At 38.7% G+C, this 14105-nt stretch carries 8 protein-coding genes; 7 read left to right on the top strand and 1 reads right to left on the bottom strand.

The window, feature by feature from the left end; genetic code table 11:
• Window positions 1-477: 477 nt before the first annotated feature.
• Both RCZ04_RS09150 and ric read left to right on the top strand, forming a co-directional pair.
• Window positions 478-1923: a leucine-rich repeat domain-containing protein gene (locus tag RCZ04_RS09150; RefSeq protein ID WP_460485736.1), complete on the top strand. Its 1446-nt coding sequence runs from the start codon at window positions 478-480 to the stop codon at window positions 1921-1923.
• An 816-nt stretch (window positions 1924-2739) separates the two neighbouring features.
• Window positions 2740-3465 (top strand): iron-sulfur cluster repair di-iron protein, encoded by a 726-nt coding sequence (gene ric, locus RCZ04_RS09145; RefSeq protein WP_460485735.1) that lies wholly within the window; start codon window positions 2740-2742, stop codon window positions 3463-3465.
• A 56-nt stretch (window positions 3466-3521) separates the two neighbouring features.
• On the opposite strand, the gene uvrA is transcribed toward ric, so the two are convergent.
• Window positions 3522-6278: an excinuclease ABC subunit UvrA gene (gene uvrA, locus RCZ04_RS09140; RefSeq protein ID WP_460485734.1), complete on the bottom strand. Its 2757-nt coding sequence runs from the start codon at window positions 6276-6278 to the stop codon at window positions 3522-3524.
• A 340-nt stretch (window positions 6279-6618) separates the two neighbouring features.
• On the opposite strand from uvrA, the gene RCZ04_RS09135 reads away from it, so the two are divergent.
• The 5 genes from RCZ04_RS09135 (at window position 6619) to RCZ04_RS09115 (ending at window position 13987) form a co-directional block, all read left to right on the top strand.
• Window positions 6619-7299, top strand: coding sequence for an SIMPL domain-containing protein (locus RCZ04_RS09135; RefSeq protein WP_460485733.1), 681 nt, complete (start codon window positions 6619-6621; stop codon window positions 7297-7299).
• 12 nt (window positions 7300-7311) lie between these two features.
• On the top strand, window positions 7312-7437 hold the full coding sequence (locus RCZ04_RS09130) for a FeoB-associated Cys-rich membrane protein (protein ID WP_460485732.1): 126 nt from the start codon (window positions 7312-7314) through the stop codon (window positions 7435-7437).
• Window positions 7438-7732: 295 nt separating this feature from the next.
• The gene (locus RCZ04_RS09125) at window positions 7733-10777 is read left to right on the top strand and encodes a SusC/RagA family TonB-linked outer membrane protein (protein WP_460485731.1); all 3045 of its coding nucleotides are present in this window, start codon (window positions 7733-7735) and stop codon (window positions 10775-10777) included.
• A gap of 12 nt (window positions 10778-10789) precedes the next feature.
• Window positions 10790-12463: a RagB/SusD family nutrient uptake outer membrane protein gene (locus RCZ04_RS09120; protein ID WP_460485730.1), complete on the top strand. Its 1674-nt coding sequence runs from the start codon at window positions 10790-10792 to the stop codon at window positions 12461-12463.
• A gap of 18 nt (window positions 12464-12481) precedes the next feature.
• The gene (locus RCZ04_RS09115; RefSeq protein WP_460485729.1) at window positions 12482-13987 is read left to right on the top strand and encodes a toxin-antitoxin system protein; all 1506 of its coding nucleotides are present in this window, start codon (window positions 12482-12484) and stop codon (window positions 13985-13987) included.
• Window positions 13988-14105 lie beyond the last annotated feature (118 nt).

The following is a 14105-nucleotide window of genomic DNA, read 5'->3' as shown; positions in this document are numbered from 1 at the left end:
TGGCATTGTTGTATTACAGTATTAATCAATTAGTTATATGCTCTTTGTATAACAATCGTCCAAGATTCGTATAAGCTTCCTATAAGCTTTGTATAAGCTCCGCATACCTATTTTACCTTTTACCTTTTATCTTTTACCTAAAAAACTTCTTCCGTTCCTATCCGTTTCCTTCCGAAAGCTCTAATGCATCTCTTTTGAGTCCTAAATTCCCCTTCCAACTCGTCCTAAAAGTCCGAGAGGTCAATAATCTATTTTCGCTCTCCCCCCTCCCAATACTCCTCAACTTCCCTTCAATACGCTTCAAATCTCAATAATTTTACAACAATAAAATGTTTATATTACAAGCTGTTTATCAGGTGATTAACTATAAATTGTTACAAATAACACAAAATAATAGACAGTTTTCTCTCTAATAACTTGTTTTATATTATAAAAATACCTATTTTTGTAGCGAAATTTAATTAAAAGTATTTAGCAATGAAAACTAGACTAATGATGTTAGCTTTAGCAGTGTTGGCTTCAGCAACCCTGTTTAGCTGCAAAAAAGACGATAAAGAGGGCGACTCTAATATCATATTAGAGAAAACGGCTGTTACCCTTAACTTAGGAGGGCAAACAACCGTAAAAGTAACAGCCCCCGACGGTATCTTAAAGCCCGAATCTGAAGATGTAGACGTGGCTATCGCCAATATGGGAAGAGATATTAATGTTATTATCTCTAGTAAAAAAGTAGGCGGTAAAGTAGGCGAAACTCGTGTGAAAATTGAAAGTAAAACAGGAGGCGTTGCCTATATCAATGTAACTGTAAAAGACGAAATGAAAACAGATAGAGGTTTAGCCGTTCTAAGCAAAACCGTATTTGTTGATAGAAACCAAGAAGTAGAAGTTACTAATTTGCTCAAAAAGTATAACGGTACTATAGATAAAGTAAATATCAAATCTACTTCCACTGCTTTAGCACAAGTTCGTAAAGATGGAAACAGATTCTTTGTAACAGGTATAGGCGAGGGACTAACCGGTGAAGTATACTTTGAAGATACTGCAGGTGAGAAAAACGATAAAGGCGAATTTCCTCAAGGAAGTTTTATCTTGCACGTGCGCGCTCCTTTCCTTGCAGTACAAAGCGGTGAAGTAGGGGTCGGACAAACCAAACGTATTGATTTAACCAATATCTATAACAATACTTTCGCCCTCGAAAGCGTAAATAACGATATCGCTACCGTTGAGTACGCAAGAGAATTAGACGGTGTAGGAAAAGAACTTTCTAATGGTAAGTTTACAGGCATAAAAGTAACAGGTAAAAAAGAAGGAACCTTCACCTTAAAACTCACTAATAGCGATGGCGACAACGGTAAGGGTCGTGAGCTTGATTTAAGAATCACAGTAAGTAAAGTAGATACCTCTAACTTCATTATTGAAGGCGATGTGCTCAAAGGCGTTAAAGCTGGAGTAACACTTACGGGAGCTGTTATTATTCCTGCAAATGTGAAGAAAATAGCTACTGAAGCCTTTAAGAACCAAAGCGTAATGGAAAGTATCAACTTAAATAATGTAGAAGAAATAGAATTGAATGCATTCCAAGGAGCTAGCAAGTTGGCTAAGGTCGAAATGCCTAAAGTTAAAATTATAGGACAACGAGCCTTTGATATAAATACACAATTGAAAGAAGTAGACCTTCCTGCTACTTTACAGAAAATAGGAAGAGCTGCTTTCTCAAGTACAAGTCTTGTAAAAGTGACTTGTAGAGCTACAACTCCTCCTACTACTGATAGTAGTTTTGGAGGTATAAGAACTGCTCAGAACTTAGTGCTATATGTTCCAGCTTCAAGTATACAAGCCTATAAAACAGCTTGGAGCAGTGAATTAACCTCTAATTTCAGAGGCTTACAAAACAATGGTTACACACCATATCCTATTCCGTAAAACTACAAAATTTAATTAATAATAAAAACCGTTATAAGTCTTACAGCTTATAACGGTTTTTTCTTTATATGTAATTTTTAAAGCACTTTAATTCTAAAATCAATTACCCATCGTGCTACTTCTCAAATAAAAAGAGGCTTCTAATCCCTTAGAAGCCTCTTGAATTTAATAATAAAAAAGAAAACTTAAAAATAAAAATTATGAAAAAAACTTTTTGTTTACAATTACATTTTTGTTTTTATACACAACTTGTAGTTCGTTTATTTCTTTGTTGTTGGTTATGAAAAAGTCTCTTATCCTTTTTTGATGGCACAAAGATACGTTAAAAAATGTAACTACCAAAAAATATTCAAAAAAATATGCAAAAAAATATAATTAATATCGCCCAAACCTCTATTTTATTGTTAATAAAAATGCAGTAAATCTCTAAAAATACTGCTTTTTATTTGTTAAAAACAGGTTTTTAACAAATAAAATCCAAAGAAAATGTTAAAACACTGAGAATAATTCAGCAAATGTTAAAGTTTCATTTTTGCCCTTTTAAGATATCTATATCTTCTTTAAAATGCTCAAAAACCGCATAAAAAATACTTTATATCGTACTTCTTTTTATTGATGTTGGATAGCAAAAAAGATTGTAGAAGATACTTAATGTTAAAGAAAAGCTCTTAAATATTTGTTAATGCAAAAAGAATGTTAAAGAAGAAAAACACGTCTATTTATAAGGTATGATACTAATATATCAATAAAAAAGACAGCGAACACTTTTATTTCCCAATTACTTTTTATACCTTTGCCCCCTCAAATTAAATTATTATGAGTATAACAACAAACAAAACCATTGGCGAAATCGTAGCTGACGATTTCCGAACTGCCGCTATATTTAAAAAACACGGCATCGACTTTTGCTGTAAAGGTGGTCGTACTATCGACGAAGCCTGTGAGAAAAAAGGTGTAGAGAAAAACGCTCTTATCAGTGAATTAGACGCCCTTCCTAAGGGCAATAGCAACGAGGTAGACGTACGCGATTGGCCTCTCGATTTGCTTGCTAACTACATTGTGCGCATTCATCATCAATATGTGCACGACAAAACTCCTATGCTCTTGCAATTCCTTGATAAGCTGTGTCGTGTGCACGGTGAACGTCATCCCGAGCTCTTTGAAATCAATCGTATTTTCAATGAGAGTGCACGCGACCTCGAGTCTCATTTTAAAAAAGAAGAAGGTGTGTTGTTCCCTTTTATCGAAAACCTTGTAAAAGCACAACAGTCAGGGCAACCTATTGGTGATATACCTTTCGGTACAGTAGAAAACCCTATCGCAATGATGATGCACGAACACAGTGCCGAGGGTGAGCGTTTCGAGGAAATAGTAAAGCTTACTAATAACTATACGCCTCCTGCCGACGCTTGCAATACTTACAAAGTTACTTATCAAATGTTGCAAGAGTTTGAAACCGATTTAAATCGTCATATTCACCTTGAGAACAATATTCTTTTCCCTAAAGCAATTACTTTAGAAAAACAACTTCGCCAAGCGTAGCCTCTTATACAATAATCAATAAAAAAAAGAGTTCGGTAAGAATACCGAACTCTTTTTTACTTCAGTTTCAAGTATTTTCCTGTGTAACTTTTCTTGTTTTTAGCAATTTCTTCAGGGGTGCCCGTCGCTACGAGGTTACCCCCTTTGGCACCGCCTTCTAAGCCTAAATCTATCACATAGTCGGCCGATTTGATCATCTCAGTATTGTGCTCGATGATAATCACCGAATGTCCTTTTTCTATCAAGGCTTGTAGCGAGTCTAAAAGCTTGCGTATGTCGTGAAAGTGCAAACCCGTAGTAGGCTCGTCAAAGATGAAAAGCACTTTCTCTTTACTGTCCGATTTTGACAGAAATGAAGCCAACTTAATACGTTGGGCTTCCCCTCCTGATAGGGTAGAGGAGGACTGCCCTAAGGTGACATAGCCCAAACCTACATCTTGTAAGGGTTTGAGTTTTTCGGCTATTTTGGGTTGTTTGTTTTCCTGAAAGAATGCCACCGCATCGTCGATAGTGGTGTTGAGCAGGTCGTCTATGTTTTTACCTCCAAAGGTTACTTCCAGCACTTCCTTTTTAAAACGCTTGCCTCCACAAGCCTCGCAAGTGAGGTGCACATCGGCCATAAATTGCATTTCAATAGTAACCTCTCCTTCGCCCTTGCACACTTCACAACGCCCACCATCTACGTTGAACGAGAAGTGTTTAGATTGGAAATTGCGCATTTTAGCCAACTTCTGACTCGCAAATAGGGCGCGAATATCATCGTAGGCTTTGATATAAGTAATAGGGTTCGAGCGGGTAGATTTGCCAATGGGGTTTTGGTCTACAAACTCCACACTTTGCAGGTGTTTGTATTTGCCTTCTATTTTGGTAAACTGACCTATTTTTTCTCCCCCTAAATCCAATTCTTTCTGAATGGCGGGATAGAGCAGTTTTTTTACCAAAGTGGATTTTCCACTGCCCGATACGCCAGTTACTACGGTGAGCATATCCAGTGGAAAAGTAACATCGATATTCTTGAGATTGTTCTCGCGACAGCCTACCAAAGTGATGTAGTGAGGCGAGGTGCGTCGTTTTTGGGGAACTTCAATCGCCAAGCGTCCGCTGAGGTATTTCCCTGTGAGGGTATCAGCTTTTAAGAGTTCCTCGTAAGTGCCTGTGGCCACCACTTCACCACCGTGCGTTCCTGCTTCGGGACCTATGTCGATGATATAGTCGGCAGCTTTCATAATATCCTCATCGTGCTCTACCACAATCACCGTATTGCCTAAGTCGCGCAACGATTTCAGTACGCCGATGAGTCGCTCGGTATCGCGGGGGTGCAAACCGATACTGGGCTCGTCGAGTATATACATTGAACCTACCAAACTACTGCCTAACGAGGTTGCTAAGTTAATACGCTGACTCTCACCGCCTGAAAGGGTGTTCGATTTGCGGTTCAAGGTCAAATACCCTAAACCTACATCGGCGAGGAATTGCAGGCGGTTGTTGATTTCGAGTAGCAATCGTTTGGCAACTTCCTGCTCGTAGTCGTTGAGCTTGAGTTCTTTGAAGAAGAGTTGTAGCTCGTCAATAGAAATATCTACCAAATCCGAAATGCTTTTCCCCGCTATTTTCACGTACTCAGCTTCTTTGCGCAAACGCTTGCCGTGGCATTCGTGACAGCGCGTTTTTCCGCGATAGCGCGCGAGCATCACGCGGTTTTGTATCTTGTAGCTCTTTTCCTCTAATTCTTTGAAAAAATCGGTGAGCCCTGTAAAATATTCATTGCCGTCCCACACGAGCTGTTTCTGCTTGTCGGTGAGTTCAAACCAAGGTTTGTGTATGGGGAAATCAAACTTATAAGCGTTGTTCACCAATTGGTCGCGATACCAGCCCATCGTCTCACCGCGCCAAGGAAAAATAGCTTTCTCGTAAACTGAAAGTCCTGTGTTAGGCACGATAAGGTCTTCATCGAGACCGATAGTATCGCCATAGCCATCGCAGTTGGGGCAAGCTCCGTAAGGGTTGTTAAAGCTGAACAAGTGCACGTTAGGCTCTAAAAAGGTAATGCCGTCTAACTCAAACCGATTGCTAAAGTGCGTTTGTGTTACCCCGTCCATTTCCTGAATGTAGCACTCGCCTTTGCCTTCAAAGAAAGCGGTATCTACTGCATCGGCAAGACGGTGACGGAAATCCTCGTCGTGGCGCACAATCACTCGGTCTACAACCAACTGGAACTTGCCGAGTTTCTTAGGCAAATTGTCTTCTTCAAGACGAATGATTTCATCTTTGTGCAAGATACGCGCATAACCTTGTTGTAAGAGGAGTTTGAGCACTTGCTCGAGAGTGCGGTCTTTAGGGAGGGTTACAGGCGCTAACAGCAGTAATTTGGTACCTTCGGGGTATTGCATTACGGCATCTACCACATCGGTAACGGTGTGTTTTTTCACCTCTTGTCCCGAAATAGGTGAATAGGTCTTCCCGATGCGCGCAAAGAGCAATTTCAAGTAGTCGTACACTTCGGTAGAAGTCCCTACCGTAGAACGCGGGTTGGAGGTATTCACCTTCTGCTGAATGGCAATCGCAGGAGCAATCCCGATGATATTATCCACTTTCGGCTTGTCTAATCGTCCCAAAAACTGACGTGCGTAGGACGACAGACTTTCCACGTAACGACGCTGACCTTCAGCGTAAAGCGTATCAAACGCCAGCGATGATTTCCCTGAACCTGAGAGCCCAGTAACCACCACCAATTTGTTGCGAGGAATCCCTACTGTTATATTTTTAAGATTGTGGAGCTTAGCCCCTTTTATCAATATTTCTTTGGTTTTCATTTTTATCAATCAAGGGGGCAAAGGTACGAGATAATTACCAAATGAGCAAATACGTAAAAATTTCAATTAAAATAAACCTGACAAAATTACTTGTTGCGTTTTTTTGTTTTACTGCATTTTTACCTCTGTTCTTCGTCTTAGCTTCGCCTTAGGTTCGTCTTAGCTTCGGTCTTCCTTCGAATAGCCCTTGTCTTTCAATCAAATAGAAGCACGTTATACTCAATTAAAACCTGTCATTTTGTCATTTTACAATCTATTTTTCGCACAACTCCCATTTTCTGACTCCTATAACTCGAACTTTTGGCATACAAATTGCCTATAAGATTATTAAAACAAACATATGAAACAGTACATAGTATTATTCTCGTTGGTCTCAACGATGGCAATAGCACAAACTCAAACACCTTCAGTACAAGTAGTAGGTGAAGGCATTGTATATGTTACCCCCGATGTGGTAAATATTTCTATTAGCGTAGAAAGAGAAGGTCTTGACCTTAAAAATCTGCGACAAAAGAACAGTGAAGAAGTAGCTAAAGTGTTGGAAACCTTGAGCAAAGAACTACCCAAAGAAAACTTCCAAACCAGCTATGTGTCTCTTTATAAAGATGAGTTTAATAAGATTAATAAATATCGTGTTTTACAGAATATTACTATCAAATTAGAAGATATTAGCAAATACGATAGTTTAATGAACGCCATCTTTGAGGCAGGCGTGAACCGTATAAACAGTGTCAGCTTCGATGTCAAGGATAAAGAAAAACACTTGCAAGATGCACGTGTAGCTGCCATTGAAGATGCCCGTAAAAAAGCACTACTCTATGCCGTGAGTTTAGACCAAAATATAGGCAAAGCCATTGCTATTAAAGAAATGTCATCAAACTTTAACGACGTACAGCCTACTTTTAGAGCCAGTAAAATGAGCTTAGGTAGTAGCGGAGCAGAAGCTAACGATACCTTAGCAATAGGCAGAATAGCTATAGAAGCACAAATAAATGTAGCCTTTGAATTACTCAAACAATAGGATTTGTATACTATGAACGCACAAGAAATCATCACTTATATATTAGTTGTTATAGCAGTAGGCTACCTCGTGAAAACGCTCTTTTTTAAAAAGAAAAAGAAAAGTTGTGGGGGAGGACCTGATTGTAAGTGCGGATAAAAATAACGAGATTTTTTCTCGACATAGTTATATTTTTTAAAACACGACGCCCCCTTTTTTGGGGCTTTTTTTATCTTTTATTCTTTTGTTTTTATCTTTTTTCTATCCTATTATAGCTTACTTTCCTTTTTATTGCTTTCTTAGAGCTTCTTTTTAGCTATTGATTATGAATGTTTTAATAATCATTAGACAATTTTGAACCTTTTATAGACAAATTTAAACCTTCTTTTTTAAGTTTATTTGTACTTTTGAGCCATCAAAACCATACGAAAACAAACGAACAAACAACCATTGTATGAAAAGAAATCTATTTTTATCAGTTCTGTTGTTCTTATTAGTGAGTTGGAGCTATGCGCAACAACGCACTATTCACGGAACTGTCAGCGATGCTACTTCCAAAGAGCCTCTAATGAGTGCTTCAGTAGTAATTAAAGGAACCAGTAAGGGTGTCAGTACCGATATGAACGGTAAGTATACCATAGAGGTATCGGTAGGACAAACCTTAGAAGTGTCATTTATGGGTTATGTAACCCAAAATGTAAGAGTAACCGCCAGTACACCTTCAACTTTGAATATTGCTCTTGCCGAAGAGCAAAGAAAGTTAGATGAAGTAGTGGTCGTAGGTTATGGCGTTACCAAAGTACGTGACTTAGCAGGTGCTATCACCTCTATCAAAACTAACGATGTAAAAGCAGGGGTAGTAGCCGATATGTCACAGATGTTAAAAGGTCGTGCCTCAGGAGTACAAGTGCGCCAAAACTCACTTGAACCTGGTGGTAATGTATCTATCCGTGTGCGTGGGGCTTCTTCAGTAAGTGCCGATAACGAACCGCTATATGTAATTGATGGATTCCAAACAGATAATATGTCGCAAATTAGTATAGACGACATCGAATCTATCGAAATCTTGAAAGATGCTTCTACTACTGCCATTTATGGAGCTCGTGGAGCTAATGGCGTTATTCTTATCACTACTAAAAAAGGTAAAGAGGGCTCTTTTAATGTAGAGTATTCTAACCAAACGTCTTATAAGAATATGTACAACCCTTGGGATTTACTTGATGCGGGTGAAACCATCGCACTTACCCGCCGTTTGTATGAAGAAACTCAAGACGCTGCTTATAGTAAATGGACAGCTCAACAAGCCACCTATCGCGGTAAAGGTACCGATTGGCTTAAAGAAACCACTCACGATGCCTTCACTGTGTTGCATCAGCTTTCCGTGTCAGGTGGTACTGAGCGTCTATCTGCCTTTATGTCAGCTAACTATCTTACCGAACCTGGTATTCTGCTCAATACCGATTATACTCGTTATGGAGGTCGTACTAATTTGCAATACAAAATTAGTCCAAAGGTAAGAGCAGGAGCTAACCTCAGTTTCTCTCAGTCTAAAAAGAAATTCTTAGATATGGGTACTGTCTCTTCTGATAAAAATATTATGTACCGCATCTTTAATTTGGAGCCTTGGAAGAATAAAGAGGGATTTGATGTGTTTGGAACTAAAGACCGTCGTCCTGCCGTGTTTGAGGAAATGAACGGAGCTCAACTCTATCGCCATTTTAATACAATGTATGCAACTGCTTATGCCGATATAGATTTGTTACCTTCACTTACTATCAACGGTCGCTATACTTATGCTTACGACCATTTGAAAACTGAAAAGTATTATGATCGTTCCACTTCTATAGGTCAGTCTTACAAAGGACAAGCATTCCTCAGTCACGAAGAAAACGTGAAGCATCAAATAGAAGGTGTGGCTACTTATCACCCCAAAATGGAAGGTAAACACGATGTAAAAGTAACCGCAGGTACTTCTTACATTTATCAAAGAGGTAAAGGTGATGAAGTCCAAGCCTACGGTTTTGCTTCCGATGTGTTCTCTTTTAAAAACATTGGAGCTGCCCAACACTTAGATTGGATAGGTTCAGGTGAATCTTCCATTAAGAAAGCCTCTTTCTTTGGTCGTGCCGAATATATCTTCAATAACCGTTATATTATCAACGCTTCAGTTCGCGCCGATGGTTCATCTGTTTTTGGAGCTGATTATCGTTGGGGTGTATTTCCTGCAGGCTCAATAGCTTGGCACTTAGGTGAAGAGAAGTTTATGGAATTTGCTAAACCTCTTTTCTCACGCATCAAATTGCGCACCAGCTATGGTCTTAGTGGTAACGATGGTATCCGCTTTGGTTTGTCACAATACCAATACTCTGTGCGCGATGTGTATATCGGTAATGATCAGAACTCTAAAGGTATGTATCCTTCTAATCCCTACAATCCTAAACTCCGTTGGGAAACTACCGCACAATGGAATGCCGGTATCGATTTAGTGGTTGGTAGAGTAGAAGCCAGCTTTGATTATTATATCAAACGCACTCACGACTTATTAAATCCAGACCCTATTCACCCTTCAGGAGGATTCCCTAATTATGTGAATGACGGTCGCCGTTTTGAGTATACCGCAATGATGATAAACGATGGTGAAATTGAAAACCGAGGCTTTGAAATAGCTATAAAGTCTACTAATATTAATAAGAATGACTTTGTGTGGACTACTGCATTTAACTTTTCTCATAACCGTAGCGAAGTCTTGAAACTCAACGAAGGAAAACCACGTTTTCAGTACATACGCCCTCACGGTTCTTATGACGAAAAAGAATATATAATGCTTAAAGAAGGAGAACCTTTGAGTGCTATCTATGGTTATGAGTTTGATGGAATCCTTCAAGAAGGTGAAACTTATGCGCCACAGCCCAACTCAGCACCTGGTGACCCTAAGTTTAAAGACCTCAATGGTGATGGAAAAATAGATACAAACGACCGTACAGTTTTGGGTACAGGTATACCTAAAACTATCATAGGTCTTAACAATAGTTTTACCTATAAAGGTTTTGATTTCTCTTTCTTCTTTGAAGCCTCATTAGGATCTAAAATGCTTAACTTAACTCGTATTTATTTGGAAGATAATAACCGCCTTTCAGATTCAGCTGACCGTTGGACAAAAGCACACGCTTCTAACAGTGTGCCTCGCAATGGTTATCAAAAAACAGCTAAATTGCAATATGGTTCTTATGTAAACTCTCGTTTCGTAGAAAATGCTGACTTCTTAAAATTACGTAATGTTGAGTTGGGATATACCTTCACTGGTAGTCAATGGAATATGAAGACCCTTAGAACAATGCGTATGTTTGTAGGAGGTCAGAATTTGCTTACCTTTACCAAATATCAAGGTTTTGACCCCGATATTAGTACCAATGGTAGTAGTGCCATTGCACAAGGGTTAGATTTGAACTCTTATCCTGCTTACAGAACCATTAACTTTGGAGTGAAATTAACTTTTTAATGCAAAAGAATAATGAAAACGAATTATAAACTATATGTATTGGTAGGGCTCTTAGGACTCTCGTTTACCGCTTGTGAACTGAAAGAAGATTTAACTTCTGTTTATAATGCCGATAACGCCTATACTACCGAAGAAAATGCACAAGAAGGTGTAAACGGAATTTATCGTTACCTTCTTGGGGCTACACACACAAGCAATTTCTATATTAACGATATGTCTACTGATGACTGTTTTAAAGATGGTATTGCTTTCGAGATATACAATGAAAATGGTCTCTCTGGTAACGTAGAACTTGCTAGATGCTACAATGGTAACTGGCAAATGATAGGTTGTGCCAATACTGCTATTGATAACATATCAATGATTCCTGAATCACGTTTTAAAACTGCCGATAAGAAACCAGAGCTTTTAGCCGAAGCTCACTTTATGCGTGCTTTTGCTTTCTATCAGCTTACAAATGCTTTTTATCGAGTACCTTTAATAACCAATGGTTTTTATGAGGCTGATACCAACCCTACTTTGGCTACTGTTGAGGAATTAGATGACCAAATAGAACAAGATTTGCTCATCGCTACTAATAACCTCCCCGATGAATGGAGCGCAACAGAAGAAGGCGCCTCAGGACGCCCTACCAAAGGCGCTGCTTATGGTTACTTAATGCGCCTTAATATGCGTAAAGCAGGACGTTTGCGTGAAGAAAATAAAGATGCTACTGCTGCTTGGCAAGCAGCCTTGTTATATGCTGACCAAGTGATAGCCTCAGGTAAATACGCCTTACAAGCCAAAGTGTTTGATGTGTTCGACCCATCTAAACCAGAAACCTTAAATAACAACGAGATTATCTTTGCTATCCGCGCAAGTGATAAAGTGCCCTCAGGTTCTTCAGATTTAGCTTTGTATTTCACTCCTTGGGAGTACGATATGGGTTGGAACAACATCAATATGCCTTTGGAATTGTATTGGAAGTTTGATAGTGACGACCAACGCCTTAAAGAATTGATTGTAACTTCGTACAACAATGTGTACGGAAAACCTATAAAGTACATTTCTCCTAAACTTAATGAAGTAGGAACGCTTAGAAATGAAAAAAGTAATCCTCAAATAGTTGAGAACGATGCGGTATATACTAAAAAATACAAATATACCAAACCAGGAACCTATAATTATAATACACCTAATAACCTCATCTTATTGCGTTATGCCGATGTATTGCTTTGTAAAGCTGAAATTCTTAATGAGCTCAATGGGCCTACTCAAGAATCAGTAGATTTGATTAATAAGATTCGTGAACGAGCTTTTGAAAATAGCAACCACAATTATACCTTGGCAAACTTCTCTTCCAAAGAAGAGATGCGTAGCAAATTGTGTGATGAGCGTTTGTTTGAACTCAATATGGAGGGAGTACGCCGTGTAGACCTTATTCGTATGGGATTGTGGAAAGACCGCTTAGATGCTTATATGGATCTTGTTAAACAGAAATTGGAAACAAAAGAAGCTAATCTAAATGCCAGAAGAGACCCTAATGTAGTAAAAAATCCTTATGATTTGAGTCCTGAGTGGAAAGTGTATCCTAAGTTTAGCAATCCGTTTAAACCTTATGACAAACGCAGATATTATCCTATACCAGGGGTATATAGTAACAAATTCCCTGACCTACAGAACAACCGTTCTTTTAAAGAACAATAATCTTAAATGTAAACTCATATGAAAACATATACAAAACCAATACTGATGGCTGTCGCGATGCTTAGTATGATAAGTTGTGACAAAAGCGATGTAGATGGACGTTTTAGTGATAACCCACGCAGTGAGATAGGAACTCCACAAGAAGGCAGTTTGGTTACTGCTAAACAAGTGAAGTGGAACTTTGATAATACTGATGATTGGTTAAACGCCAGTCAAGGAGACCAAGCCAATATCTCACAAACTTCAGTGGAAAGCAATACTGGAGCTGAAGATAAAAAAGTAGTGAAAATATTCACTAAAGCAGGTACCAAAGAGCGCAAAAAGCTTAAAACTAAAAAACAATACGGAGCAGGGCTCTACACTTGGCGTGCCTATATCTCTGATTTAGGAACTACTGAACGTGTGAGTATAGGCTCTTGGCTCTGGAATAGCGATAAACACGAGCTTGACTTTGAAGTGGGCTCAGGTACCTCTAAAGACCGCGATGCCTTAGGGACTGCTGATGACGAAGTGATTGCTTATATCACCAGCCAGGATAATCCTGAGTTACACCAGAAAGTAAAAATTAAAAAGAATGCGTGGCATACGTTTCAAATTGACCTAAAATTAGCAGGAGGGAAGTATTTTGCTACTTGGCTTATTGACGATGTAAAATGTGCTACCCAACAGCTTACTTATGGGCAAGAGCATCCTTTTCACATTTTTTGTAGTACTGAGAACTTAAAGTTTGTGGGCGATAGTTGGCCTTACAAAGATAATTATGGTTTGTGGGATTATGTAACCTATACACCTTACCCATATTCCATAGATCCTACAGAACCTCAAAACCAAGTCAATCCACCTGACCCAGCTCCAGAACCTGATGCAGGAGAAACAAAGGTATGGTCATTTAGTAGTTTCCCAGCTGATTGGACAGGTAGATGGGGAGGTGCCGATTATAACAAAATAGAAGATAATAAATTAGTATTAGGAGTTGATGGAGATAACATTACTTCTAAAGTACAATATAAAGATGATATGGGCTATGGTAAATATACTTGGTCTGTACGTTTCCCTGATGTATCGACCATTCCTGCGGGTACTCAATTCCAATCAGGAGCTAATCTTTATTATTATGCAGAAGATGATAAAGGGAATGCAACTGAACGCCTCTTTTTGATGATGGCTCGTGTAGGTTCAAAAGAGGATCGAGATAGATTAGGAGCTAAGTCTAACCAGCTATTGCTTTATATTCAAGGAGCTCAGCCTGCTGCGGATGAATATGTAGGACTATTAGACCCTAATAAAGACTACAAATTAACTATTGACCTCAAGAAGATAGAGAATAAGTATACTATTGTTTTTTCTATTGATGGTAAAATATTGAAGACTTTAGAAGCTGGTTATGGTGAAAATGAATTTAAGTTTAAACTGATAGCAGAAGCTTCTGCTAACAAATCTTGGATGAAATGGGCTAAACTTACCATTCCTCTTGCGAAACGCTTAGATACAAAATTTAACTTTATTGAATATACTGCCTATTAGTAGTAATCGATGTTTATCTATAAATGGCAAATTGATTTTTCTGAGGCTGTCTCACCTCACAGAACGGGACAGCCTCTTTTTTTAAAATAGGAAACTAAGAATAAAGCATACAACTTAA

The organism is Capnocytophaga sp. HP1101 (assembly GCF_054772415.1).
Note: the sequence above shows the minus strand (reverse complement) of the source record. Positions and strands in the feature narration are given on the sequence as shown.